The 25459-nt window shown below is 46.7% G+C and carries 23 protein-coding genes and 2 tRNA genes; 20 read left to right on the forward strand and 5 right to left on the reverse strand.

Annotated features, from left to right (window positions below):
• Positions 1–11: 11 nt before the first annotated feature.
• Positions 12–719, forward strand: coding sequence for a queuosine precursor transporter (locus AOC21_RS04170; RefSeq protein ID WP_215392516.1), 708 nt, complete (start codon positions 12–14; stop codon positions 717–719).
• Between the two features lie 115 nt (positions 720–834).
• The gene (locus AOC21_RS04175; protein ID WP_215392517.1) at positions 835–2442 is read left to right on the forward strand and encodes an ABC-F family ATPase; all 1608 of its coding nucleotides are present in this window, start codon (positions 835–837) and stop codon (positions 2440–2442) included.
• 54 nt (positions 2443–2496) lie between these two features.
• Here the strand turns inward: AOC21_RS04175 and AOC21_RS04180 are convergent, their stop codons facing one another.
• The 4 genes from AOC21_RS04180 to AOC21_RS04195 all read right to left on the reverse strand — a co-directional run bounded on the left by AOC21_RS04180 (position 2497) and on the right by AOC21_RS04195 (position 6078).
• Positions 2497–2760: a DUF1289 domain-containing protein gene (locus AOC21_RS04180; protein ID WP_215392518.1), complete on the reverse strand. Its 264-nt coding sequence runs from the start codon at positions 2758–2760 to the stop codon at positions 2497–2499.
• Complete coding sequence (locus AOC21_RS04185; protein ID WP_215392519.1) at positions 2757–3935, reverse strand: GNAT family N-acetyltransferase; 1179 nt, start codon at positions 3933–3935, stop codon at positions 2757–2759. The genes AOC21_RS04180 and AOC21_RS04185 overlap by 4 nt, the downstream gene beginning before the upstream one ends.
• Before the next feature lie 2 nt (positions 3936–3937).
• The gene (gene gloA, locus AOC21_RS04190) at positions 3938–4324 is read right to left on the reverse strand and encodes a lactoylglutathione lyase (RefSeq protein WP_215392520.1); all 387 of its coding nucleotides are present in this window, start codon (positions 4322–4324) and stop codon (positions 3938–3940) included.
• 83 nt (positions 4325–4407) lie between these two features.
• A complete protein-coding gene (locus tag AOC21_RS04195; RefSeq protein ID WP_215392521.1) occupies positions 4408–6078 on the reverse strand; it encodes an electron transfer flavoprotein-ubiquinone oxidoreductase in 1671 nt (556 codons plus the stop codon).
• A gap of 158 nt (positions 6079–6236) precedes the next feature.
• Between AOC21_RS04195 and AOC21_RS04200 the strand changes: the two genes are divergently transcribed.
• The 16 genes from AOC21_RS04200 (at position 6237) to AOC21_RS04275 (ending at position 20258) form a co-directional block, all read left to right on the forward strand.
• Positions 6237–6938, forward strand: coding sequence for a CoA transferase subunit A (locus tag AOC21_RS04200; RefSeq protein WP_215392522.1), 702 nt, complete (start codon positions 6237–6239; stop codon positions 6936–6938).
• A 15-nt stretch (positions 6939–6953) separates the two neighbouring features.
• Positions 6954–7604 carry a CoA transferase subunit B gene (locus AOC21_RS04205; protein ID WP_068321494.1) on the forward strand — a complete coding sequence of 217 codons (651 nt, stop codon included), beginning with the start codon at positions 6954–6956 and terminating at the stop codon, positions 7602–7604.
• Between the two features lie 35 nt (positions 7605–7639).
• Positions 7640–9511 carry an alpha/beta fold hydrolase gene (locus AOC21_RS10190; protein WP_215392523.1) on the forward strand — a complete coding sequence of 624 codons (1872 nt, stop codon included), beginning with the start codon at positions 7640–7642 and terminating at the stop codon, positions 9509–9511.
• Between the two features lie 27 nt (positions 9512–9538).
• Positions 9539–11572, forward strand: coding sequence for a bifunctional (p)ppGpp synthetase/guanosine-3',5'-bis(diphosphate) 3'-pyrophosphohydrolase (locus tag AOC21_RS04215; protein ID WP_215392524.1), 2034 nt, complete (start codon positions 9539–9541; stop codon positions 11570–11572).
• A gap of 18 nt (positions 11573–11590) precedes the next feature.
• Positions 11591–11667: transfer RNA gene (locus tag AOC21_RS04220), tRNA-Val, on the forward strand.
• A gap of 98 nt (positions 11668–11765) precedes the next feature.
• Positions 11766–13688 (forward strand): threonine--tRNA ligase, encoded by a 1923-nt coding sequence (gene thrS / locus AOC21_RS04225; protein ID WP_215392525.1) that lies wholly within the window; start codon positions 11766–11768, stop codon positions 13686–13688.
• Between the two features lie 42 nt (positions 13689–13730).
• Positions 13731–14255 (forward strand): translation initiation factor IF-3, encoded by a 525-nt coding sequence (gene infC / locus AOC21_RS04230; protein ID WP_174249837.1) that lies wholly within the window; start codon positions 13731–13733, stop codon positions 14253–14255.
• Between the two features lie 127 nt (positions 14256–14382).
• Complete coding sequence (gene rpmI, locus AOC21_RS04235) at positions 14383–14580, forward strand: 50S ribosomal protein L35 (protein WP_011902674.1); 198 nt, start codon at positions 14383–14385, stop codon at positions 14578–14580.
• A gap of 25 nt (positions 14581–14605) precedes the next feature.
• Positions 14606–14971 (forward strand): 50S ribosomal protein L20, encoded by a 366-nt coding sequence (rplT, locus tag AOC21_RS04240; RefSeq protein WP_011902675.1) that lies wholly within the window; start codon positions 14606–14608, stop codon positions 14969–14971.
• A 25-nt stretch (positions 14972–14996) separates the two neighbouring features.
• The gene (gene pheS, locus AOC21_RS04245; RefSeq protein WP_215392526.1) at positions 14997–16043 is read left to right on the forward strand and encodes a phenylalanine--tRNA ligase subunit alpha; all 1047 of its coding nucleotides are present in this window, start codon (positions 14997–14999) and stop codon (positions 16041–16043) included.
• Positions 16044–16079: 36 nt separating this feature from the next.
• Complete coding sequence (pheT, locus tag AOC21_RS04250; RefSeq protein ID WP_215392527.1) at positions 16080–18536, forward strand: phenylalanine--tRNA ligase subunit beta; 2457 nt, start codon at positions 16080–16082, stop codon at positions 18534–18536.
• 53 nt (positions 18537–18589) lie between these two features.
• On the forward strand, positions 18590–18913 hold the full coding sequence (locus AOC21_RS04255; protein WP_215392528.1) for an integration host factor subunit alpha: 324 nt from the start codon (positions 18590–18592) through the stop codon (positions 18911–18913).
• Positions 18891–19241 carry a MerR family transcriptional regulator gene (locus tag AOC21_RS04260; protein ID WP_215349475.1) on the forward strand — a complete coding sequence of 117 codons (351 nt, stop codon included), beginning with the start codon at positions 18891–18893 and terminating at the stop codon, positions 19239–19241. The genes AOC21_RS04255 and AOC21_RS04260 overlap by 23 nt, the downstream gene beginning before the upstream one ends.
• Before the next feature lie 25 nt (positions 19242–19266).
• Positions 19267–19343, forward strand: a tRNA-Pro gene (locus tag AOC21_RS04265).
• A gap of 36 nt (positions 19344–19379) precedes the next feature.
• Positions 19380–19793: a PaaI family thioesterase gene (locus tag AOC21_RS04270; protein ID WP_215392529.1), complete on the forward strand. Its 414-nt coding sequence runs from the start codon at positions 19380–19382 to the stop codon at positions 19791–19793.
• 180 nt (positions 19794–19973) lie between these two features.
• Positions 19974–20258: an H-NS family nucleoid-associated regulatory protein gene (locus AOC21_RS04275; protein ID WP_215392530.1), complete on the forward strand. Its 285-nt coding sequence runs from the start codon at positions 19974–19976 to the stop codon at positions 20256–20258.
• Positions 20259–20296: 38 nt separating this feature from the next.
• Here AOC21_RS04275 and AOC21_RS04280 read toward each other — a convergent pair whose 3' ends face one another.
• Positions 20297–21031, reverse strand: coding sequence for a helix-turn-helix domain-containing protein (locus tag AOC21_RS04280; protein WP_215392531.1), 735 nt, complete (start codon positions 21029–21031; stop codon positions 20297–20299).
• 299 nt (positions 21032–21330) lie between these two features.
• On the opposite strand from AOC21_RS04280, the gene AOC21_RS04285 reads away from it, so the two are divergent.
• Both AOC21_RS04285 and odhB read left to right on the forward strand, forming a co-directional pair.
• Positions 21331–24186 (forward strand): 2-oxoglutarate dehydrogenase E1 component, encoded by a 2856-nt coding sequence (locus AOC21_RS04285; protein WP_215392532.1) that lies wholly within the window; start codon positions 21331–21333, stop codon positions 24184–24186.
• 49 nt (positions 24187–24235) lie between these two features.
• Complete coding sequence (odhB, locus tag AOC21_RS04290; RefSeq protein WP_215392533.1) at positions 24236–25447, forward strand: 2-oxoglutarate dehydrogenase complex dihydrolipoyllysine-residue succinyltransferase; 1212 nt, start codon at positions 24236–24238, stop codon at positions 25445–25447.
• Positions 25448–25459: the final 12 nt, after the last annotated feature.

Raw genomic sequence — 25459 nt, forward strand, 5'->3', positions numbered from 1 at the left:
TTTCTGCACTTATGGACTTACCAAGACATCATCGCTATTACGACCTCATTTTGGCCGCCTTTGTGGTCGTTTTGTTGTGCTCGAATTTTATTGGTGCCGGCAAGGCGGCGGTAGTGGATTTGCCGTACTTTGGGTCCGTTCCGTTTGGTGCGGGAATCCTATTTTTCCCAATTGCCTATTTCTTTGGCGATATTCTCACCGAGGTCTACGGATACGCCTACGATCGCAGGGCGGTTTGGGCAGGTTTTGCTGCCCTCGCATTTGCAGCCATCATGGCGCAGATTGTCATCGCCTTGCCAGTAGCGTCAGGTGAATATATGGCCAATTACCAGCAAGGCCTCGAAACGGTTTTTGGTAATTCATGGCGTATTGCCTTAGCTTCCATGTTCTCGTTTTGGTGTGGCAGTCTTGTAAATGGCTATGTTTTGGCCAAAATGAAAGTTTGGACTCAGGGGCGCTTTCTGTGGATGAGGACGATTGGCTCTACCGCGGTAGGGGAGATGGTTGATTCTTCATTCTTCTATGTGTTGGCTTTCTATGGTATCTGGCCAACCCATGAAATCATTCAGGTAGCGCTGGCTCAATACGTCCTGAAGACCTCCTGGGAAGTTCTGGCAACCCCGATGACCTATTGGGTCGTGAACTTCCTTAAGCGTAAGGAAAATGAGGATTTCTATGATATTCATACGAATTTCACCCCATTTAGGGTCAAAGTCTAAGCAAGACCTCGAGCTTCCTGCCAACAAAGACCTCTAAGCCGTTAAAATAACGGTCTTTGCCCCCAAAGTCGGGGGGTAACTATCCAATTGAATTTCAGAAAGCTAGAAAACATCCGTGCTGTCAGCATCTAATATCACCATGCAGTTTGGGGCAAAGCCTCTGTTTGAAAATATTTCCGTGAAGTTTGGCGGCGGTAATCGTTATGGTCTGATCGGCGCAAACGGTTGCGGCAAATCGACCTTCATGAAAATTTTAGGTGGCGAGCTCGAGCCAACCAGCGGTAATGTGAGTTTGGATCCTGGCATTCGTTTGGGTAAGTTGCGTCAGGATCAATTTGCTTACGAGGATGTGCGCGTACTAGATGTAGTGATGATGGGTCACGAAGAAATGTGGAGGGCTGCTGCTGAGCGCGATGCAATCTACGCTAATCCAGACGCTACTGATGAAGATTACATGAAGGCTGCCGAGCTTGAAGGTAAGTATGCTGAATACGGTGGCTATACAGCAGAAGCTAAAGCAGGCGAATTGTTATTGGGTATTGGCATTCCTATCGAACAACACAACGGGCCTATGAGCAATGTTGCCCCAGGTTGGAAGTTGCGTGTGTTGCTTGCGCAAGCATTGTTCTCCGATCCAGATGTCTTGTTGCTAGATGAGCCAACCAATAACTTGGATATTCATTCCATTCATTGGCTTGAGGACATCCTGAATCAAATTAAGAGCACCATTGTGATCATTTCCCATGACCGTCACTTCCTCAATGAAGTCTGTACGCACATGGCCGATATGGACTATGGAACCTTAAAGGTTTACCCAGGCAACTACGACTCCTATATGTTGGCATCGGTGCAGGCTCGTACACAACAGTTAAGCAATAACGTAAAAGCCAAAGAAAAAATTGCTGAATTAGCTGCTTTCGTGGCGCGCTTCTCTGCAAATGCTTCGAAGGCTCGTCAAGCGACTTCACGTCAGAGGCAGCTGGAGAAGATTGAGATTGTTGAAGTGAAGCCTTCTTCACGTCAAAATCCATTCATACGTTTTGACACTGAGAAGAAGTTGCATAACATGGCAGTTGAGTGCAATGCACTGACCAAAGCTTATGACCGCGTTATCTTCAAGAATTTCAAATTAGGCGTGCGCGCTGGCGAGAAAATTGCCATCATTGGTCAAAACGGTGCTGGTAAGACAACCCTATTAAAAACAATCTTGAGTAAGCGCTTTGAAGGTATTGCTGCCGATAGCGGTGATGTGAAATGGGCTGAGAACGCCAATGTTGGTGTGATGCCTCAAGACAATACCGAGATGTTCGCCAAAGACGAATTGCTCATGGACTGGATGAATTGGTGGCGCAACACTGGCGACGATGATCAAGTCATCCGTGGCACATTAGGTCGTCTCTTGTTCTCTGGTGATGACATTGGCAAGTCCGTTAAGGTTCTATCTGGTGGTGAAAAGGGCAGAATGATTTGGGGCAAACTCATGCTCCAAAAATATAACGTCTTGGCAATGGATGAGCCAACCAACCATATGGATATGGAATCAATCGAGAGCTTACAAATTGCACTTGAGAAATTCGATGGCACGCTCATATTTGTTTCTCATGACCGTGAGTTCGTATCTGCTTTAGCGAATCGCATCTTGGAGGTGAAGATGGATGGAACGGTTACCGATTACTCAGGCACTTACGAAGAGTATTTGCGTAGCCAAGCGCTTGAGGGCTAAGACAGTCCTAAGCAATTAAAAAATAAGCCCATAAATAAGCCCATAAATAAGCCCCTAAGTGGGCTTATTTTCTTTGGCCTGTCGTTGAAAGCGAGTCGCAGTACCTTCTGCTCGAATGCGCTGCCATACAGAATCTTTTTCTTCTTGAGAAAAGAATACCCAATTACTCACTTCGCCAAGTGTTCGCCCACACCCTTGGCAGATTTCATCGTATAGCGTAGTACACACACCGATACAAGGCGAGTCAGAGTCTGCATCCCCAGTGGAGAGAGAATGAGAGCCATCTTGCAGGGCCGGTTTGGTGTCTTCAGAATTCATGGCTGTACTTTAGACGATTTCAAAGGACTGTGCTCGGCGAGCTCATCAACATAGGCGCCAATACCTTGATGCTCACGATCTAAGAAGTGTTTTACCGCCTTAGCAAATTGCGGATCGGCAATGAAATGGGCAGATTGAATAGTCTTAGGTAAAAATCCGCGTGCCATCTTTTGCTCTCCTTGGGCCCCACCTTCAAAAGTTTGAATCTTTTGAGAAATACAATATTCGATCGCCTGATAGTAAGCGGTTTCAAAGTGTAAGCAGGGCACATGCTCAATAGCACCCCAATATCTTCCATAAGCCTTCGAGGTTGTAGGGTCAACCACCAGCAATGATGAGGCGATTGGACTGCCATTGCGCTCAGCAATAATGAGGTGCAGATTCTCAGGCATGCGCTGCGCCCATAGCTTAAAAAAAGCCTCATTCAAATAAGGGCTAGAGCGATGCTCTAAATAGGTATTGGCATAGCACCGATAGAAGAACTCCCAATCGGCATTAGTTGAAGACTCTCCAGGGATGTGTCTAAAGCTAATAAGCTCTCGCGCTACCTGTTCGCGTTCCCGCCGAATATTTTTTCGACGCTTCATCGTAAGAGCTGATAGAAAATGCTCGAAATTTTCAAAGCCCTGGTTATGCCAATGAAATTGCACAGAGTCACGCAACATAAAACCGTGCTCCTTCAAAGCCTCTAATTCGGTTGCATAGGGAAACAATACATGCGCCGATGACAAATCGTTTTGCAGAACCAAAGCTTTTAGACCCTCTATCAAACGCCTAGCAACTCCGCTAGCATCAATACCGTCCCCACTAAGACTCAAAATCCTTGAGCCCTGAACTGGGGTGAATGGAATGGCGCAGAGTGCTTTGGGAAAATATTGCATTCCTTGCTGCTCATAAGCTTGTGCCCACGACCAGTCAAATACAAATTCTCCGTAAGAATGTTGTTTTAGGTAGAGAGGTAGGGCGCCTATCAGCCTCTGATCATCTCGTAAAAGAAGGTGCGCAACTTGCCAACCTGTATTGCCGCCAACGCAACCAGTTTCTTCTAGCGCACTGAGAAATTCATGGCGAAGAAAAGGTCCTGCATCTGCAGGAAGCAAGGCGTTCCAGTCATTACTGGGGATATCGCTTAAGCGATCGAGTATTTCTAATTGAAAAGAATCGGGCGGAGCCACGATTAGCGCTGAATGAGTTCTATTTTGTAGCCATCGGGGTCGGTAACGAAGGCGATGATGGTATCTCCACCAGCAACTGGACCGGCCTCACGAGTGACATTGCCACCTGCAGCCTTGATGGCTGTGCAAGCGGCATAAGCATCAGGAACTTCGATTGCAATGTGTCCGTATGCTGTGCCTAAATCATAGGAATGAACGCCGTGGTTGAAGGTAAGCTCAATCTCGGATTGGCCGTCACCATTGCCTTTACCGTATCCCACAAAAGCCAATGAATATTTCTGCTCAGGACGCTCTGTCGTGCGCAATAAATTCATGCCCAAAACTTTGGTGTAGAAATCAACAGAGCGATTTAAGTCGCCGACGCGCAGCATAGTGTGTAGGATCATCATGGTTTGAATATAACGCTATTTATTTAATCGTGTTGAGATAAAAAACCCCGGCATCTAACCGGGGTTTGCTGTGTTGCATTAATTTACATCGATGCGTAGTTGGGGCCACCGCCGCCCTCGGGCGTAACCCAGATGATGTTTTGAGTTGGATCTTTAATATCGCAAGTCTTACAGTGCACGCAGTTTTGCGAATTAATTTGCAAACGAGGCTTGCCATCCGTTTCCACATACTCATACACACCGGCAGGGCAATAGCGTTGCTCAGGACCTGCATAGGTTTTGAGGTTGATATCTACCGGCACAGAATCATTCTTCAAAGTTAAATGAATCGGTTGATTCTCAGCATGGTTGGTATTGGAGATAAATACAGAAGAGAGGCGATCAAATGTAAGCTTGCCATCTGGCTTTGGATAGTCAATTGGCTTGTGCTGTGCTGCTGGCTCGAGGCATTCATGATCGGCGTGCTTTAAATGTATGGTCCACGGCATATTGCCACCCAATAACTTTTGTTCTAGCCCAACCATTAATGTGCCAAGGTAGAGCCCCTTGGACATCCATGGCTTGAAGTTACGTGCTTGATTGAGCTCGGTATGTAACCAGCTATTTTGGAATGCTGCTGGATATGCAGACAAAACATCTTCGGAGCGATTTTCATTAATCGCGGCTACTGCAGCTTCAGCAGCAAGCATGCCGGTCTTAATTGCGGCATGACTTCCCTTAATGCGTGAAGCGTTCAAGAAGCCAGCATCGCAACCAATCAGAGCGCCACCTGGGAATACGGTTTTAGGAAGGCTATTTAAACCGCCTGCAGTCAGTGCGCGTGCACCGTATGCAATGCGTTTGCCGCCTTCAAAAGTATCGCGAATCTTCGGATGCAATTTATAACGTTGGAATTCTTCAAAAGGAGAAAGGTAAGGGTTCTTATAAGACAGTCCTACCACCAGGCCAGCAGCAACCTTGTTGTCACCCAGATGGTAGAGGAATGAACCGCCATAGGTATCACTCTCAAGAGGCCATCCTGCAGTGTGAACAACCAGTCCAGGCTTGCTCTTAGAGGGCTCTACCTCCCAGAGCTCCTTGATGCCAATACCGTAGCTTTGTGGATCAGCGTCTTTATCTAATGCAAACTTAGCGATGAGCTGTTTGCCGAGATGACCACGTGAACCTTCAGCAAAGAGGGTGTATTTGCCGCGCAATTCCATGCCAAGCTGAAATTGATCTGTTGGATTGCTTTCCTTATCCAAACCCATTGAGCCGGTGATGACTCCGCATACGGCACCTTGCTCGTTATAGAGAATTTCTGCAGCGGGGAAGCCGGGGAAAATTTCAACACCGAGATTTTCTGCTTGCTGTCCTAACCAACGTGTCACGTTAGCTAGGCTCACAATATAGTTGCCTTCATTCTTAAAGCAATGCGGCAACATCCAGTTTGGAACTTGATATGAGTTATCGCTCGTTAAGAATAAAAACTGATCTTGGGTGACTTCGGTTTCTAGTGGTGCACCCAGCTCTTTCCAGTCTGGAAATAATTCGGTAAGCGCTTTTGGGTCCATTACGGCACCCGAAAGAATGTGAGCGCCGATTTCGGAACCTTTTTCTAATACGCAGACGCTAATCTCTTTGCCGGAAGCGTTTGCTAATTGCTTGGCTTTAATGGCGGCCGACAAGCCAGCAGGTCCACCTCCAACGATGACTAGGTCATAGTCCATGGAGTCTCTAGGTCCAAATTGCGCTACCAGCTCTGCAGCATTCATTCAATTTCTCCGAAATTTCTCAAAAATAGGGCATTTAAGCCCTAATAGTTTAGTTCTAACTGCCAAAAACCAATTCAGTGCCAAGACCGCCTAGTTTAGGGAGTCTGAAGCGTTATGATTGCTTTTTTACCCATTTTGGCAATATTAGGACAAAAGTTATGAATAAAACTTACCCATCGGCAGTGGATGCCCTGAGGGATATCTTAAAAGACGGACAGAAATTAGCTGTTGGTGGCTTTGGTCTTTGTGGCATTCCTGAGGCTTTGATTCAGGCAGTCAAAGATCTGGGTGCTCAGAACCTTACTGCGATTGCTAATAATGCAGGCGTTGATGGTTTTGGTTTGGGTCTATTGCTCAATTCCCGTCAGGTAAAAAAGATGGTTGCCTCATACGTGGGTGAAAACAAAGAATTTGAACGTCAGTACTTAGCAGGTGAGCTGGAGTTGGAATTTACGCCTCAAGGTACCTTGGCTGAAAAATTACGCGCTGGTGGTTGCGGCATTCCTGCTTTCTATACCAAAACAGGTGTTGGTACTTTGGTTGCAGACGGTAAAGAAGAAAAAACATTTGATGGTGAAAAATACATCATGGAGCGTTCAATTGTTTCTGACATCTCTCTTGTAAAAGCTTGGAAAGCGGATAAGTCAGGAAATTTGGTTTATCGCTATACCGCACGTAACTTTAATCCGGTTGTAGCGATGGCTGGCAAGATCACTGTTGCTGAAGTAGAGGAGATTGTCGAGAACGGTCAATTGCATCCCGATCAAATCCATACGCCCGGCATCTATGTACACCGTTTGGTACTCCACAAGACTCCAGAGAAGCGTATTGAACAGCGCACTCTGACTGCAAAAGCTTAATTTAGGAAGATTGAAATGCCTTGGACTAGAGATGAGATGGCGGCACGTGCTGCTAAAGAATTAAAAGATGGTTACTACGTGAACTTGGGCATCGGTATGCCAACTTTGGTAGCCAATCATGTACCCAAAGACATGGAAGTGTGGCTCCAGTCTGAAAATGGATTGTTAGGGATTGGCCCATTTCCAACTGAAGAAACTATTGATGCTGACTTAATCAATGCCGGCAAGCAAACTATTACAACATTGCCTGGCTCATCAATCTTTTCTTCTGCGGATTCATTTGGCATGATTCGTGGCGGCAAAATCAATATTGCAATTTTGGGTGCAATGCAAGTCAGCGAACATGGTGACTTAGCCAACTGGATGATTCCAGGAAAAATGGTTAAGGGCATGGGCGGCGCAATGGATTTAGTGGCTGGCGTGAAACATGTTGTTGTTCTGATGGAGCACGTTGCAAAGAAAAAAGATGGCACAGAAGAGCTCAAAATTTTGCCGAAGTGCACATTACCTTTGACAGGGGTGGGTGTTATTAGCCAGATCATTACTGACCTATGTGTTCTTGACATCACCCCGAAGGGCTTGAAGTTAACTGAATTAGCTCCAGGCGTGACTAAGGAAGAGGTTATTGCAAAGACAGGAGCCCCTGTTGATACAACAGGTTTCTAACCAGCGTTATCAATTAATGGAATAATGGGTTCACCATGTCGGGCTCCCATCATTTCCACTCAAAGCCATCTAAACCTCAGAATCAATCTGCGGCTGATCCTTCCTTACATGCCCACAAGAAGGGTGATGCACAGCACACCCATAGCAAGCAAGTCTCAAATCAAAATCTGTTGCTGATTGCCTTAATTCTTACCTTGGGTTTTTCAGGGGTTGAGGGTGCTGCAGCATATTTTGCTAACTCATTAGCATTAATATCGGATGCTGGTCATATGGTGACCGATGCGGCGGCTTTAGGCTTGGCATTGTTGGCGCAAATCATTTCTCGTCGTCCGCCTTCTCCGAAACATTCCTTTGGCTTTGGTCGCGCAGAAGCTTTAGCTGCATTCGTAAACAGTATTGCAATGCTGGCATTGGTTGTGTGGATTGTGGTTGAGGCAATCAGCCGCTTCTATGATCCGCATAAAGTAGACGGCTTCACAGTGACTGTCGTAGCTGCTATTGGCTTGCTAATGAATATCGTAGTGGCCTGGGTGTTATCGCGCGATAAGAAGAGTGTTAATACTCGCGCTGCCTTAGTTCATGTGATGGGCGACCTACTAGGCTCTGTAGCAGCCTTGATCGCAGGTATTGTCATTCAGCTAACAGGCTGGATGCCAATTGATGCCATCCTCTCTATTTTGGTTTCACTCTTGATTCTGAAATCTACTATCTCCATTCTTCATGAGTCTTATCACTTCTTAATGGAGGGCGTCCCCCTTCATATTGACTACTTACAAGTAGGCACCGATTTAAGGAACATTCAAGGCGTACTGGCAGTACATGATCTGCATGTGTGGGAAATGACTCCCAGCTTTCCAGCCTTGATTGGGCATATTGAGATTGCCGAGATGCAGGAGTGGCCAGAAATTATGGCCAGAATCAATGCAATGCTTTTGGATAAGCACGGCATTGATCACGTGACATTACAACCAGAAGAGGTGGGTGACGATCACGATCATCAGCATGATGAAAGTCATGAGATTCACAATGAAGCTCAGTTAGCAAATGTATTCCACGATGGAGATACTTTCTTTGTGGATTGTTCAAATGGTGATGAAAAACATCGCATGGCATATCACGCCTGGGGAAACCCCAGCAATCAAGTTCTGCTGTGCGTTCATGGTCTGACACGACGAGGCAGTGACTTTAAGACTCTCGCACAGGCGATGTGCAAAGACTATTACGTAGTTTGTCCAGATATAGTTGGTAGAGGTGACTCTGATCGCTTAACTAACCCAATGCTGTACGCCGTGCCTCAGTACGTTGCTGATATTGCCGCGCTGGTGAAGAAGTTGGGTGTTTCACAAGTGGATTGGCTGGGAACTTCTATGGGCGGCTTGATTGGCATGGTCTATGCCGCAATGCCTAACTCTCCGATTCGGAGAATGATCATCAATGATGTGGGTCCAAAGATTGAGCCAGAGGCAATCAAGCGTCTAGGTTCTTATGTGGGGCAACCATTTACTTTTGCAGATCGTACTCACGCTCTCCAGCGCCTAAATGAAATCTGTGCCACTTTTGGTGATCACTCTTCAGAAGAGTGGGAGATTTATAACGGCCCTATGTTGATTCAAAAAGAGGGCAAGTGGATCATGCATTACGACCCGGACATTGCTGTGCCATTCGCATCAGTAAACCCAATCATGGCCAAGGCTGGTGAAATGGCAATGTGGCATGCCTTTAAGCAAATTCATATTCCGATGTTGATTGTGCGAGGCGGCGATTCAGACCTGTTATCAGCAGCTACTGTTGCAGAGATGTGCAAGGTCAATCCTTATGCCCGCAGCATTGAGATTCCGAATGTCGGTCATGCACCCGCCTTCGTGAAGCCAGAGCAAATTGCTTTAGCAAAAGAGTTTTTCAGTTAATTATTTCTTAATCACTCCTAGTTGCCAATGGCAAATGCCTCTCCTCAACCAGAAAAAGTAGCGCTATTTCAAGATGCCTGGTATGGGGAGCCAGCCGAACGCCATTCGGCTGGCGTTTCACAAATACTGCAAGTCCTTAATCTAGATGAGGCTACATTAACTGCAGCAAGCAATATTGCTCGTACACACGGCAAAGAAGCGCTTATTAAACTCATTGGTGAGGAGTCTGCAAAGTTACTCATTGGCTATCGTGGCTTACGTCAAGCCCAGGCAAAGCTGGTGCGTGATGATGGTGGGCTAAGTGTCACCGGTCAAGAAGAGATGTTGCGCAAAATGCTGTTGGCGTTTGGTGATGATCTTCGAGTAGTTTTAATCTATCTTGCCTCCCGCTTGCAAACCCTCCGCTGGATCACACAAGAAAAGATAGAAATGCCTGCAGCATGGGCTCAAGAGATTCTAAATATCGATGCTTCATTAGCCAACCGTCTGGGTATTTGGCAAATGAAGTGGGAGATGGAGGACTTAGCATTTCGTGTTCTATCACCGCAGACCTATCGTGAGATCGCTAAGATGCTCGATGCAAAACGGATAGAGCGGCAATCATTCATTGATCAAATCGTATTGCAATTGCAAGAAGAGTTAACGGCGGCGCAGATCGAAGGCGAAGTACTTGGAAGGCCAAAGCATATCTATAGCATCTGGAAAAAAATGGAAGGCAAATCTTTAGATTTTGCCAATCTGTATGACGTTAGGGCGTTCCGAGTGTTGGTAGAAGACGTGAAGTCTTGTTATGCCGTTCTGGGTATCGTTCATAACGTATGGCAACCAGTTCCTCGTGAGTTTGATGATTACATTGCAAGGCCTAAACCAAACGGCTATCAATCCCTGCATACAGTGGTCATGAATGATGATGGCACTGCATTTGAAATTCAGGTACGTACGCAAGAGATGCATCAGCAGGCTGAGTATGGCTTGGCAGCACACTGGCGCTACAAAGAGGGAGCTTATGTAGGGATGGCTACGCCACCCAATACCGCCAAATCCAATAAGCCTAGCGTGAATCATCAACAGGGCACGCACAGTGCTGAAGTTGCCTATGAGAGGCAGATCGCTTGGGCTCGTCAGCTTATCTCCTGGAAGGAGGATGCTTGGGAGCAGCTTAAGCATCATGAGATTGATGATCATATTTATGTACTCACTCCTTTAGGAAAAGTGATTTCCTTGGAGAAGGGTTCAACGCCAATTGATTTTGCATATGCCGTACATACCAATCTGGGTCATCGCTGCAGGGGTGCGCGGGTAGATGGCGCTATGGTTCCACTCGAGACCGCATTAAAGAATGGTCAGACTGTTGAGATTATTGCTGTCAAGCACGGCGGTCCATCAAGAGACTGGATTAGCCCCGACAAAAATTATGTGCGATCACAAAGAGCGCGCCAACGTGTTCGCGCTTGGTTTAATGCGCTTGATGATGAAGAGGTCGGTCAATCTGCCAAGACTGTTGATCCTAAACATGAAACAATTCCAGAGACAAAAGTAGCGCCAGCCACACCTGAGATTATTTTGCGTAGTAGCAGTCATAAAGCAGGTCGTGGTGGCGACGTCTTGGTTGTTGGTGTGGACTCATTGCTCACGCAGTTGGCGCGTTGCTGCCGACCAGTTCCGCCAGACGCTATTGCGGGGTTCGTAACCCAGGGTAGGGGCGTGTCGATTCATCGCCGTTCCTGCAAAACATTTAGAGGCCTCCTAGAAAGAGCGCCCGAACGCGTGATTCAAACAGCCTGGACTGCTTCTGCGGCTGACCCAGTTGTCAATCAAGACCAAAAAAGGGTGTTTCCAGCTGATTTGGTGGTCATTGGCTTAGATCGTCCTGAGCTCATGCGGGAGCTTTTTGAGATTCTCACTAGACAAGGTGTACATGTAATTGACCTGCGTAAATCCGCCAAAAAAGGTCTCGCCCAGATCCTTTTAACGATTGAGGTAAGGGATTCTGAGGTCTTGCGCCTGGTTCAAAATAGCCTAGAGGAGGTTAAAGGGGTCACCCAAGTGCGCCGCCGGTGATAAACTCTATGGCTGTATAGGCTCGTAGCTCAGCTGGTTAGAGCACCACCTTGACATGGTGGGGGTCGTTGGTTCGAGTCCAATCGAGCCTACCAACGAATAGGACCCAAAGCGCGGTTGCCCAAAAGCTGCCGCGCTTTATTTTTAGGTCATCGAAGTAAAACGGAAGTTCAGTAAATAAGATGGAGTCGTCATGCTTGTAGTTACTCTACCCGATGGATCAAAACGTGAGTTTGAGGCCCCAGTTCGTGTCGCAGATGTTGCGCAAAGCATTGGTAGCGGTCTTGCAAAAGCTGCATTAGGCGGCATCGTCGACGGCAAGATGGTCGATACCAGTTTTGTAATCGACAAAGACAGTCAGCTAGCCATCATCACCGACAAGAGTCCAGAGGCCTTAGAGATTGTTCGTCACTCCACAGCACACTTATTGGCTTATGCCGTAAAAGAATTATTCCCAGAAGCGCAGGTGACAATTGGCCCTGTAATCGAGAATGGCTTTTACTATGACTTCTCATATCACCGTCCCTTTACACCGGACGACTTAGTTGCCCTAGAGAAGAAGATGACTGAGCTCGCCAAAAAAGATGAGCCAGTACTACGTACCGTCATGCCGCGCGATGAAGCTGTCGAGTTTTTCAAAAAGCAAGGCGAAAACTACAAAGCAGAATTGATTGCCAGCATTCCACAGGGCGAAGATGTGTCCTTATATGCTGAGGGTAAGTTCACGGACTTGTGCCGTGGTCCACACGTACCTTCTACTGGAAAACTGAAAGTATTTAAGCTGATGAAGCTTGCTGGTGCTTACTGGCGTGGCGACAGCAAGAATGAGATGTTGCAACGTATCTACGGTACGGCCTGGTTGCGCAAGGAAGATCAAGATGCCTACTTGCATATGCTGGAAGAGTCTGAGAAGCGTGATCATCGTCGCCTCGGCAAGCAGCTCGATTTATTCCATTTCCAGGAAGAAGCGCCTGGTTTAATTTTCTGGCATCCAAAAGGTTGGTCGATTTGGCAAGAGGTTGAGCAATACATGCGACGCGTGTATCAGCAAGAGGGCTACCAAGAAGTTAAAGCGCCACAGATTTTGGATCGTGGGCTTTGGGAAAAATCAGGCCACTGGGCAAACTATAAAGAAAACATGTTCACGACGGAGTCAGAGAATCGTGCTTATGCATTAAAGCCGATGAACTGTCCTGGTCATGTACAAATTTATAACTCTGGCTTGCATAGCTATCGTGAGTTGCCATTACGTTTTGGTGAGTTCGGTCAGTGTCATCGCAATGAACCTTCAGGCGCATTGCATGGTCTGATGCGCGTGCGTGGTTTCACACAAGACGACGGTCATATTTTCTGTACTGAAGATCAAATTCAATCTGAAGTGGCTGCATTTGATAAAGCAGTGCGCGCTGTGTATCAGGATTTTGGCTTTACTGAAGTGGCCGTCAAGCTTGCATTGCGTCCAGCTAAGCGTGTTGGTGATGATGCTATTTGGGATAAGGCAGAAGAAGCCCTGCGTGGCGCATTAAAAGCTTCTGGCCAAGAATGGGAAGAATTACCAGGTGAGGGCGCGTTTTACGGTCCAAAGATCGAATACCACCTCAAGGACTCGATTGGGCGCACTTGGCAGTGCGGCACGATTCAGGTGGATTTCTCTATGCCAGCCCGTCTGGATGCTGAATATGTGGCTGAAGACAATAGCCGCAAGACTCCAGTCATGCTCCATAGGGCAATTGTGGGCTCCTTAGAGCGTTTTATCGGTATTTTGATCGAAAATCACGCTGGAAACATGCCAGTTTGGCTGGCTCCAACCCAGGCTGTAGTCCTTAATATCTCTGGAAATTCTGCTGCATATGCACAAAAAGTCCAGCAATTACTGAAAAAACAAGGGTTTAGAGTCGAATCTGATTTGCGGAATGAGAAAATTACGTATAAAATACGCGAGCACGCATTACAGAAGATCCCTTTTTTGCTAGTTGTAGGGGATAAAGAATCTGAAAGTAATACGGTGGCCGTTCGTGCCCGTGGCGGAGTGGATTTAGGTGTAATGCCTCTTGATGCCTTCGTTGCCCGACTCCAGCAGGATATATCCCAGAAAGTCGGACCCGAGCCTAGCTAGGGTTAGAACGGTTTTTATTGTTTTTTTAAAGGAATTAAGAAGATCGCTACTGAAAAATTGCAACGCATTAACCGGGAAATTACTGCTCCTGAAGTGCGTTTGATTGGAATCGATGGGGAGCCCATCGGTGTAGTTAAGTTGAGTGAAGCCTTGGCTTTAGCAGAAGAGAAAGAAACCGATTTGGTTGAAATTGCTCCGACGGCTGTGCCACCTGTAGTCCGCATCATGGACTTCGGCAAATTCAAATACCAAGAAGCCAAGCGGATGCATGAAGCTAAGCTGAAGCAAAAAGTAATTCAGGTGAAGGAAGTGAAGTTCCGCCCTGGTACTGATGATGGTGACTATGGTGTAAAGCTACGCAATCTAATCCGCTTTTTGGAAGATGGCGATAAGACAAAGATTACGCTGCGGTTTCGGGGTCGTGAAATGGCCCACCAAGAAATCGGAGTCAGAATGTTGGAGCGTTTGAAGTTGGACCTCGTTGAATACGGCCAAGTCGAACAGTTTCCAAAGATGGAAGGCCGCCAGATGGTGATGGTATTGGCCCCCATTCGTAAGGCTAAGTAACTAGGTTTCACCTGGTTCTTATGTAGGGAGGCACTGAAAAGTGTCGGTAGTTTGAAGTGCTTCTGGGTACAGGAAGAGTAACCGTCGGTTACCACCTATGTTGCACAAGTAATTGAAGGGGTGCTTTATGCCCAAGATGAAGAGCAAGAGTAGCGCTAAAAAGCGCTTCACGGTTCGCGCAGGCGGAACGATTAAACGAGGTCAGGCTTTCAAACGCCACATCCTCACCAAGAAGACCACAAAGAATAAGCGTCACCTCCGTGGTTCCACAGAAGTTGCGAAAGCTGACGTTAAGTCAATTCGCTCCATGCTTCCATACGCTTAACCTCAGACTAGATTAGGAGAATTAAATGCCAAGAGTCAAACGTGGGGTTACAGCAAGAGCCCGTCATAAGAAAATCACCGATGCTGCTACAGGTTACCGTGGCCGTCGTAAGAACGTATTCCGTATTGCTAAGCAAGCGGTTATGCGTGCTGGTCAATATGCATATCGTGACCGTCGCAATAAGAAACGTGTATTCCGCGCTTTGTGGATTGCCCGTATCAACGCGGCAGTTCGTCAGCATGACATGACCTATAGCGTATTCATGAATGGTATGAAGAAAGCTGCGATCGAACTCGACCGCAAAGTACTTTCTGATATGGCCATTGCTGACAAAGCGGCTTTTGCTGCTTTGGTTACTCGGATCAAATCCGTAGTAAACGCTGCAGCTTAATCTTAGTTTTCTAAACTAAGCTGCAATGGTTTCTCTCGACCACATTGTCGAGGATGCTAAACGTGATTTCCTCGGAGCTGCCGATGCGGCAGCTCTAGAGGACGCGAAAGCCAAGTATCTCGGTAAGTCAGGTGTTCTCACTGAGCGTTTAAAAGCGCTTGGTGGAATGTCGCCTGAGGAGCGCAAGAGTGCTGGCGCCCAAATAAATCAAATCAAAACTCAAGTAGAAGCTGCATTACAAGAGCGCCGCCAAGCTTTGGCTGATGCCGTGTTGATGCAACGTCTTGCGGCTGAGTCTATTGACGTCTCCTTGCCTGGCCGTGGCCAAGCGGTAGGTAGTTTGCATCCTGTGATGCGCACCTGGGAGCGCGTTGAAGAGATCTTCCGCTCGATTGGTTTTGATGTAGCAGATGGTCCTGAAATTGAAACCGATTGGTTTAATTTCACCGCCTTAAATAGTCCTGAAAATCATCCTGCGCGTTCAATGCAGGATACGTTTTATATTGATGGCAAAGATTCCAATGAGAAGCCTTTGTTATTACGCACGCATACCAGCCCGATTCAGGTACGCTATGCAAGCGAGCATGTTAAGAAATACGCTAATGCCGATGTAATGCCGCCAATCAAAGTGATCGCGCCTGGCAGAACCTATCGTGTAGATAGTGATGCAACCCATTCTCCGATGTTCCATCAGGTCGAAGGCTTATGGATAGCTGAGAGCGTTTCCTTTGCAGATCTCAAAGGCGTCTATACAGACTTCTTGAGAACCTTCTTTGAAACGAATGCATTGCAAGTGCGTTTCCGTCCTTCGTATTTCCCATTCACTGAGCCATCAGCAGAGATTGATATGGCCTTTGGTAGCGGGAAGCTTGCTGGTCGTTGGTTAGAGATCTCTGGAGCAGGGCAGGTGCATCCAAATGTATTGCGCAATATGGGGATTGACCCAGAGCGCTATACCGGCTTTGCCTTCGGCTCTGGTTTAGAGCGCTTGACGATGTTGCGTTACGGCGTTGATGATTTGCGTCTCTTCTTTGAAAGCGATCTGCGTTTCTTAGCGCAGTTTCCTGCATAACAACATCATTACTACTACTTACTCTTAGATCGCGCTATGCAATTTTCAGAATCTTGGCTCCGTCAGTATGTGAACCCATCGCTAGACAGCGATGCTTTGGGTCACGCGATGACGATGGCTGGTTTAGAGGTTGAAGAGCAGCATTCAGTAGCGCCTGCATTTACCAAGATTGTGATTGCGCAGATTTTGTCTGCTGAGCAACATCCAGATGCAGATCGTTTACGTGTTTGTAAAGTAGATGCTGGTACTGGACAAGAATTACAAATTGTTTGCGGTGCGCCTAATGCACGTGCTGGTATCAAGATTCCATGCGCTATGGTTGGTGCTGAATTGCCTCCTGCTGAAGCGGGCGGCAAGCCTTTCATGATCAAGGTTGGCAAGCTACGTGGCGTTGAGAGCCAAGGGATGTTGTGCTCTGGTCGTGAGCTTGGTTTGGGCGATGATCATGAGGGCATCTTAGAGTTGCCTGCGGATGCGCCAGTTGGAAAAGATATTCGTGAATATCTCAATCTCGATGATCAAATCTTTGTTATTAAGTTAACTCCCAATAAAGCAGATTGCCTCTCATTGATGGGTATGGCAAGAGAAGTTTCAGCGATTACTGGTGCGGCACTCTGCGCGCCAAAGTGGACTCCGCCAGCAGTATCCATCGACGATAAGCGCAAAGTTACTGTAGAAAATAAAGAACTTTGTGGTCGCTTTGCGGGTCGAGTAATTCGTGGTGTAAATCCACAAGCAAAAACACCCGACTGGATTGTGCAGCGTTTATCGCGCGCCGGTCAAAGAAGTATTTCTGCATTAGTAGACCTTTCTAACTATGTGATGTTAGAGATGGGTCAGCCAACCCATGTATTTGATATTGACAAGTTAAATGGCGATATCACCGTTCGTTGGGCTAAAGCTGGCGAAACTCTTGAGCTTTTAAATGGTCAGACAGTAACTTTGCAGGGTCCAGACTCTGCAGGCAAGTTGCAAGACGCAGGTGTAGTGGCCGATCAAAATGGTCCAGTAGCACTTGCAGGCATCATGGGTGGTAATCACTGCGCTGTGTCTGATGACACCAAGAATATCTATGTTGAGGCTGCCTATTGGTTGCCATCAGCAATTCAGGGCCGTGCCCGTCGCTTTAACTTCAGCACTGATGCAGCACATCGTTTTGAGCGTGGCGTAGATCCACAAAACACGGTTAATTGCTTGGAGTATCTCAGCGCCTTAATTATTGAGGTTTGCGGTGGTCAGGCTGGTCCGGTAGATGATCAAGTATTGAATATTCCTGAGCGTAAGCCGGTCAAGATGCGTTTGGCTAGAGCTGAAAAAGTCATTGGTATTCCACTCACTAGTGAAGTGGTTGCTGATGTATTTAAGCGTCTTGGTTTTGAGTTTAAGCAAGAGGGTGATGCATTTATCGTTACTCCTCCAAGCTATCGTTTTGATATTGAAATCGAAGAAGATTTAATTGAAGAAGTCGCCCGTATGTATGGCTTCGAAAATATTCCTGATCAACCACCGGTAGCCTCGTTGAAGATGAGTGCTAAACCAGAGGCAAAACGCGGTGTTCATTTATTGCGTCAGCGTTTGGCTCTTCAGGGTTATCAAGAGGCGGTGAACTTTGGCTTTACAGATCTTGAAAGCGAGCAGCGTCTTGCTGGCGCACAAGAGCAAGACTTGATTAAGGTTCTTAATCCGATTGCAAATCAGTACGGCGTCATGCGCAGCACATTGTGGGGTGGCTTGCTAGGCAACCTGAAGGCCAATTTGAACCGCGGAGCAGGGCGTGTACGTCTGTTTGAGACTGGTCGCGTATTTAAGCGTGACGCTACTATTCAAGAAGAAGCTGGCAAGGTAGCTGGATTTCATCAACCACAAAAAATAGGTGGCTTAGCTTATGGCTCATTTGTGCCTGAGCAATGGGCTAATACAACACGTGCAGTTGATTTCTTTGATGTGAAGGGTGATCTTGAGCGTGTTTTAGATCCGCTGCATTTCATCACTGAAGCTGCGCAACATCCCGCTTTGCATCCGGGTCGCAGTGCGAAGATATTCTTGACTACAGCCAAGAGTCGCATTGAAGTAGGATATATCGGAGAATTACACCCCGGCTTGCAGCAAGCTTACGAGTTACCTCAAGCGCCAGTGCTTTTTGAGTTGGATTTAGATCCAATTCGTGAACTAGGCTTACCTGTACCCGAGGAGTTGAGTAAATTCCCCGCTGTGCAGCGTGATTTGGCTCTGGTAGTCAAGCAAAGTGTTTCTGCCCAAGCGCTTTTGGATGCTATGACAGCTAGCAAGCAAAACTTTGTGCGTAATATTGAATTATTTGATGAGTTCAAGCCTAAGGCTGGTTCGAGCAGCATGGCGGATGATGAGAAAAGTTTGGCGTTCCGTGTCACCCTGTTAAACCCTAATGAAACATTGCAGGATCCCCAAATTGATGCAGTAATGGCCGCTTTATTGGGTGCCGTAGAGAAAAAGTGCGCAGCCCGTTTGCGCTAGGTTTAATATTAGGCACAAATCAAATAAATAATTAGTTACCAAAGAGACAAGCAATGACTGAATTGATTTCTAACGATACCGTTACTAAGAATGAGCTATCTGAAGCTCTTTTTGATCAAGTTGGATTGAATAAGCGTGAAGCGAAAGACATGATTGATGCTTTCTTTGATCGCATTGGTCAATCTCTCGAGGCAGGTGTAGAGGTCAAGATTTCTGGTTTTGGTAATTTCCAGTTGCGCAATAAATCGGCTCGTCCTGGCCGAAATCCAAAGACAGGTCAGATGATTCCGATTGCTGCTAGACGCGTTGTTACTTTTCACGCAAGTCAAAAGCTTAAAGATGTAGTGGAGTCACATGCTCGAGAAAACCGAGTTTGATGCCAGCTCAGTACTGCTGAGCTCTCAACTTCCCCCAATACCTGCTAAGCGCTACTTCACCATCGGTGAGGTAGCTGATCTTTGTGGCGTGCGTTCTCACGTACTACGTTATTGGGAACAAGAATTTTCTCAGCTTAGCCCTCAGAAGCGCCGTGGTAACCGTCGTTACTACCAGCATCATGAAGTGGTCTTGATCAGAAAGATTCGCTCTCTCCTCTATGAAGAGGGCTTTACGATCAGCGGAGCACGCAATCGTCTCGAAGAGGCTCGCGGCGATCTCCGTCTACGTGAAGAATTGCAAGCGGTCCTGCAGATTCTCTCTAAATAGTTACTGCTACAATTTTGTCTTTCGTCGGGGCGTAGCGCAGCCTGGTAGCGTACATGCATGGGGTGCATGTGGTCGGAGGTTCAAATCCTCTCGCCCCGACCATTCATTTTCTTTTTACTCCCTATAAGCAATATTTCCATGACAAGCACTCAAAAATCCACTGAATATTTTGGTCTCAAAATTCCATTTTTGGCTCATTTAGGTGTGGTTCCCGAGTATGCAAAAGATGGCAAGTCCAGAATTAGCTTAGATCTGAAGCCCGAATACGAGAATAGCTTTGGTATCGCTCACGGTGGCGTCATCATGACTCTATTGGATTTTGCGATGGGTGCGGCAGCAAGAAGTACTTCAGATGTGCCCTTGGGTGCTATGACCATTGATATGTCGGTGAGCTTTCTGCGCCCTAGTATCGGCAAAATCGTGGTTGAGGGCACTATCTTGAAGCCGGGCAAAACGATTAATTACTGTGAAGCGATTGTTTTGAATGAGGCAGGGGAGATAACTGCTAAATCAAGCGGCACCTTTATGCTCAGACAATCTAAGGTATCTTAATTAAATATAGTATTTATAAAGATTATGTCTTTTATTAACCCTTAATTATTTAATGCTAATAAATATAGGTTAATCATCCGAATAATATATTGTCTGTTTTATTAGTTTATATATAATGACCATCTAATACGGCTTATATATACCGTATAAATAACCCATTATTCGGAGATTAAAAATAAGATGACTTCTTATAAAGAGCTTTTAGCCCAACGCGAGCAGTTGGATAAACAGATTAAAGAAGCAATTGCCAACGAAAAAGCAGATGGTATCGCTAAGGCAAAGGTGATTATTGAGCAATACGGGTTAACTGCATCGGACTTATTCAGCCGTAAAGCCGGCGGAAAGAGTGCTGGCGGTAAGGTAGCCCCTAAATACCGCAATCCATCCACAGGCGAGACCTGGACTGGACGCGGTAAAGCGCCTAAGTGGATTGAGGGCAGAGATCGTAGTAGCTATTTAATCTAAATCCTTGATTTAATTGAGTTTTAGTAAAAAGGCCGCAACTAGCGGCCTTTTATATTCCCAACTTCGAATGGGGCTCTAGGCACACTTTCTGGCAAGTGCTTCCACAAATAGGGGCTCCAGCAGACCATGCCTTGATCCATGAGCCAGCCATCCTCGGCTTCAGGATTGGTGGCGGGATACCCAATAATGAGTGGATTAAGGTCAATTAAACCGTTTTCTAGCTCTTGTTTGATGTTTTCGCTTAAGGGCAGCTTGCCGCCTGAGTTTTCATCCGCTAAAGCAACCACACCAGGGTGGAGCTTAATAAAACCTTCATCTACTAGAATAGGTATACGCTGTGTGTCCTTGTTTTTACTCAAATAATGGATTAAGTGCACTTGCTCAACGGGCGGGATGAGGGCATCCAAAAATATTAAGTCGGGAGCTATTGAGACTGCCTTCATAAGGCCCTCTAGACTATCGACTGCCATTTCCATGTCTACTTTGAGTTGCCAATCAGCAATTGACTCTAATAATTCATGGCCATTCTCAGATCTTCGAAATATGCCCATGGCCACACAATTTTGTGTGGTTTTTTGCCGCATGGCCCTTTTTCGACGTAGTAACTGTTGCTCTAATGAGCTGGCCAGTATTCTCCTGTGGCCACCACGGGTTTTCCAGGCGATGAGTTCGCCTAGTTCAACCATTTTCTGGACGGTGCCAAGGGAAACCTGCAAAATCTTGGCGCTCTGACGTGTACTCAGGTATTCCGTTTCTGGGGTAATCGATTTCATATTTCCCTTAATTTCATTTAATTATTTGAAGATTTAGAGAATAAAAATCAAAATCATTTGAATCTGTCGGTAATCCTTTAAAGCGGGGTAGGAAACTTCTTATTAATCTCGTTTATTGGTGAATACCCCCCAAATCCCATGAAATCAGGGAAAGCCCTTTATGTATCTGTGGCTATTCGTGTTAAATTACACCTGTACTACCAGTATTCGCACAGATCAATTCGCCAAGCGGTAGAGCCGCGTAACGAATGGTTTTAACCACAGTTTTTATTCGGGAAACCCGATGAAAGGTGAGCATCATGATGCAGGATCAAAGAGATAACTCCTATCTCTTCGGCGGAAACGCACCCTATGTAGAGGAACTCTACGAATCTTACTTGCACGATCCAGCTTCAGTAGCTGATCATTGGCGAGATTATTTTGATAACGTGAAACAGGTTCCAGCGGTCGATGGTTCATCTCGAACTGACATTGCCCACGGACCGATTGTTGCTTCATTTGCTGAGCGCGCTAAGCAGGGCCCCATCAGAACGATTTCTGATTCAGCTGACTCAAAGATGGGCCGCAAACGCGTTGCTGTTCAGCAGTTAATTGCCGCGTATCGTAACGTCGGCAATCGCTGGGCAAATTTAGATCCATTAAAGCGGACGGAGCGCCAGGACATTCCTGAGTTAGATCCCGCTTTCTATGGCTTCACTGATGGCGATATGGATATCGTCTTCAATACTAGCAATACATTCTTCGGTAGAAATGAAATGTCCTTGCGCGATTTGCTCCAAGCATTGCGCGAGACATACTGCGGCACGATTGGTGTCGAGTTTATGTTTATTGCCGACCAAAAGATTAAGAAGTGGTGGCAAGAAAAATTAGAGTCCATTCGCTCAACCCCACAATTTAATGTGGACGAGAAGCGTCAAATTTTGGATCGCGTTACAGCTGCTGAAGGCCTAGAGCGTTACCTTCAGGCTAAGTATGTGGGTCAGAAGCGCTTCTCCCTAGAGGGTGGTGAGAGCTTTATTGCTTGTATGGACGAGTTGATTCGTGATGCAGGTAATAAAGGTGTTCAAGAGATCGTTATTGGTATGGCCCACCGTGGTCGTCTCAACGTATTGGTAAACACCTTGGGCAAAATGCCTAAAGACTTGTTTGCTGAGTTTGAGCATAAAGGCCCTGAAACATTGCCTGCGGGTGACGTGAAGTATCACCAAGGTTTCTCAAGCGATATTTCTACTCCTGGCGGTCCGGTTCACTTGTCATTGGCATTTAACCCATCCCATCTAGAAATCGTAAACCCAGTAGTTGAAGGTTCTGCACGTGCTCGTATGGAGCGTCGCGGTGACATGTTGGGCGAGCAAGTCATGCCAGTCTTGGTTCACGGCGATGCTGCGATTGCAGGTCAGGGCGTGATGCAAGAAACATTGGCGATGTCTGAGGTTCGTGGTTATTCCACCGGCGGTACAGTCCACATCGTTATTAACAACCAAATTGGTTTCACAACTTCTGATCCACGTGACTTGCGTTCTAGCTTGTATTGCACGGACATCATGAAGATTGTTGATGCCCCTGTATTGCACGTAAATGGCGATGATCCTGAGGCGGTAGTTTTAGCTACAAAGTTAGCTCTCGAATTCCGCATGAAGTTTCATAAGGATGTTGCGATTGACATCATTTGCTTCCGTAAGCTTGGCCACAATGAGCAAGATACGCCTGCAATGACTCAGCCATTGATGTACAAAATCATTGCTGCGCATCCTGGAACGCGTAAGGTTTATGCCGACAGATTAGAAGCGCAAGGTGTGTTGCCGGCAGGTACTGGTGACCTGATGGTTAAAGAGTATCGCGCTGCAATGGACGAAGGTAAGCAGACTTCCGATCCGGTCTTGAGTAACTTCAAAGGTAAGTTTGCAGTCGATTGGTCTCCGTTCCTCAATAAGAAATGGACCGATGAGTCTGATACAGCGATCCCCTTAACTGAGTGGAAGCGCTTGGCTGAGAAGATTTCAACTATTCCTGAGGGCTTCAAGGCACATCCGTTGGTTGCAAAGGTATTCAATGACCGTGCAGCTATGGGCCGTGGTGAAATTAATGTTGACTGGGGTATGGGCGAGCATATGGCTTTTGCATCTCTGGTTGCTAGCGGCTATCCAGTGCGTTTATCTGGCGAAGATAGCGGACGTGGTACCTTTACTCACCGTCATGCGGTATTGCATGAGCAAAATCGCGAGAAGTGGGATACCGGTACTTATATCGCGCTTCAGCATGTCACTAAAGATCAAGCGCCATTTGTAGTGATTGACTCGATTCTTTCTGAAGAGGCGGTGCTTGGTTTTGAATACGGCTATGCTGCTGCAGAGCCAAATACCTTAACTATTTGGGAAGCCCAGTTCGGTGACTTTGCTAACGGCGCTCAAGTCGTGATTGACCAGTTCATCGCCTCTGGTGAAGTGAAGTGGGGCCGCGCTAATGGCTTGGTCATGATGTTGCCGCATGGTTATGAAGGTCAGGGCCCAGAGCATTCCTCTGCACGTCTTGAGCGTTTCATGCAGTTGTGTGCTGACACCAATATGCAAGTGATTCAGCCAACTACTGCGTCGCAAATCTTCCATGTACTGCGTCGCCAGATGATTCGTCAGTTCCGCAAGCCGCTGATCTTGATGACTCCAAAATCTCTATTGCGAAATAAAGAAGCTGCATCACCTTTATCTGAATTCACAAAAGGTGGGTTCCAGACTATTTTGGGTGAGCGTGACGACTCTATTGATGCAAAGCAGGTTACTCGTTTAGTCATGTGCTCTGGCAAGGTCTATTACGACTTGGTTAAACAGCGCGCCGAGAAGAAGATTGGTGATGTTGCCATTATTCGCTTGGAGCAGTTGTATCCATTCCCGCACAAAGCATTGACTGCTGAGCTGAAGAAATATCCGAAGTTGGAGGACATCGTGTGGTGTCAAGATGAGCCGCAAAACCAAGGTGCTTGGTTCTTTGTACAGCACAACATCTTGGAGAATATGTCTGATGGCATGAAGTTGGGCTATGCAGGCCGTCCTGCATCAGCATCACCAGCTTGTGGATATGCCCATCTCCACCAGGAACAGCAGAAGTCTTTATTGAATGCGGCGTTTGCCAAACTCAAAGGTTACGTGATCACGAAATAATCGTTTTTCATAATTGAACATACACACATACATATAAACAGGATTAATCATGGCTATTTTCGAAGTTAAAGTTCCACAACTCTCAGAGTCAGTTGCTGAAGCAACTTTGTTGCAATGGAAAAAGAAGGTTGGTGATGCTGTAGGTCAAGACGAGATCTTGATCGAAATCGAAACAGATAAAGTGGTGCTCGAAGTTCCAGCGCCTTCCGCTGGTGTTTTGACAGAAATCGTTGTCGCTGATGGCGGTACTGTTATTGCTGAGCAGTTGATTGCAAAGATTGATAGCACTGCTGTTGCAGCTGCCGCTCCCGCTGCTGCAGCACCTGCGCCAGCCGCTGCTGCTCCTGCCGCCGCTCCAGCAAAAGCTGCAGCACCTGCTGCTAAGGCTGGCGCAGCCGCCGCTCCTTCAGCTGCAAAAATTCTGGCAGAGAAGGGTGTCGACGCTGGACAAGTTGCTGGTTCTGGACGTGATGGCCGCATTACTAAAGGCGACGCATTAAATGCTTCTGCTGGTGGCACTAAGTCTGCTGCATTGCCAAGCGCACCAATTCCAACTGGCGATCGCCCAGAAGAGCGCGTGCCAATGAGCCGCTTGCGTGCCCGTATTGCTGAACGTTTGCTCGAGTCCCAAGCAAACAACGCCATCTTGACTACCTTCAACGAAGTCAACATGGGCCCAGTCATTGCTTTGCGTAACAAATATAAAGATCAGTTTGAAAAGACTCATGGTGTGAAGTTAGGCTTTATGTCTTTCTTTGTTAAGGCAGCGACACACGCTTTGAAGAAATTCCCACTCTTGAATGCTTCTGTTGATGGTAATGACATTGTTTACCACGGTTACTTTGATATCGGTATCGCAGTGAGCTCACCACGTGGTTTGGTGGTTCCAATTTTGCGTGACGTTGACCAAATGAACTTGGCTGACATCGAGAAGAAGATTGCTGAGTTTGGCGCTAAGGCGCGTGATGGAAAACTATCGATTGAAGAGTTGACTGGCGGTACATTCTCCATCTCTAACGGTGGTGTATTCGGCTCCATGCTCTCAACACCAATCATCAACCCACCACAATCTGCTATTTTGGGTATCCACGCTACTAAAGACCGTGCTGTAGTTGAAAACGGTCAAGTAGTGGTTCGCCCAATTAACTACCTCGCTTTGTCATACGATCACCGCATCATTGACGGCCGTGAGGCTGTGCTTGGTTTGGTTGCGATGAAGGATGCGTTGGAAGATCCTTCACGTCTTCTCCTTGATTTGTAAGAAGGGAAGATC

It is taken from the genome of Polynucleobacter sp. VK25, from assembly GCF_018687355.1.
Lineage (GTDB): Bacteria > Pseudomonadota > Gammaproteobacteria > Burkholderiales > Burkholderiaceae > Polynucleobacter.

Bases quoted from the DNA above. Each gene is read 5' to 3' on its own strand.
- gloA (WP_215392520.1), bottom strand. From the start codon at position 4,324: ATGATGATCCTACACACTATGCTGCGCGTCGGCGACTTAAATCGCTCT.
- AOC21_RS04170 (WP_215392516.1), top strand. From the start codon at position 12: ATGGACTTACCAAGACATCATCGCTATTACGACCTCATTTTGGCCGCC.
- rpmI (WP_011902674.1), top strand. From the start codon at position 14,383: ATGCCCAAGATGAAGAGCAAGAGTAGCGCTAAAAAGCGCTTCACGGTT.
- AOC21_RS04260 (WP_215349475.1), top strand. From the start codon at position 18,891: ATGCTCGAGAAAACCGAGTTTGATGCCAGCTCAGTACTGCTGAGCTCT.
- AOC21_RS04285 (WP_215392532.1), top strand. From the start codon at position 21,331: ATGATGCAGGATCAAAGAGATAACTCCTATCTCTTCGGCGGAAACGCA.
- thrS (WP_215392525.1), top strand. From the start codon at position 11,766: ATGCTTGTAGTTACTCTACCCGATGGATCAAAACGTGAGTTTGAGGCC.
- AOC21_RS04195 (WP_215392521.1), bottom strand. From the start codon at position 6,078: ATGAATGCTGCAGAGCTGGTAGCGCAATTTGGACCTAGAGACTCCATG.
- AOC21_RS04275 (WP_215392530.1), top strand. From the start codon at position 19,974: ATGACTTCTTATAAAGAGCTTTTAGCCCAACGCGAGCAGTTGGATAAA.
- pheS (WP_215392526.1), top strand. From the start codon at position 14,997: ATGGTTTCTCTCGACCACATTGTCGAGGATGCTAAACGTGATTTCCTC.
- AOC21_RS04205 (WP_068321494.1), top strand. From the start codon at position 6,954: ATGCCTTGGACTAGAGATGAGATGGCGGCACGTGCTGCTAAAGAATTA.
- AOC21_RS04280 (WP_215392531.1), bottom strand. From the start codon at position 21,031: ATGAAATCGATTACCCCAGAAACGGAATACCTGAGTACACGTCAGAGC.
- odhB (WP_215392533.1), top strand. From the start codon at position 24,236: ATGGCTATTTTCGAAGTTAAAGTTCCACAACTCTCAGAGTCAGTTGCT.
- AOC21_RS04180 (WP_215392518.1), bottom strand. From the start codon at position 2,760: ATGAATTCTGAAGACACCAAACCGGCCCTGCAAGATGGCTCTCATTCT.
- AOC21_RS04255 (WP_215392528.1), top strand. From the start codon at position 18,590: ATGACTGAATTGATTTCTAACGATACCGTTACTAAGAATGAGCTATCT.
- AOC21_RS04200 (WP_215392522.1), top strand. From the start codon at position 6,237: ATGAATAAAACTTACCCATCGGCAGTGGATGCCCTGAGGGATATCTTA.
- AOC21_RS04215 (WP_215392524.1), top strand. From the start codon at position 9,539: ATGGCAAATGCCTCTCCTCAACCAGAAAAAGTAGCGCTATTTCAAGAT.
- pheT (WP_215392527.1), top strand. From the start codon at position 16,080: ATGCAATTTTCAGAATCTTGGCTCCGTCAGTATGTGAACCCATCGCTA.
- AOC21_RS04270 (WP_215392529.1), top strand. From the start codon at position 19,380: ATGACAAGCACTCAAAAATCCACTGAATATTTTGGTCTCAAAATTCCA.
- AOC21_RS10190 (WP_215392523.1), top strand. From the start codon at position 7,640: ATGTCGGGCTCCCATCATTTCCACTCAAAGCCATCTAAACCTCAGAAT.
- rplT (WP_011902675.1), top strand. From the start codon at position 14,606: ATGCCAAGAGTCAAACGTGGGGTTACAGCAAGAGCCCGTCATAAGAAA.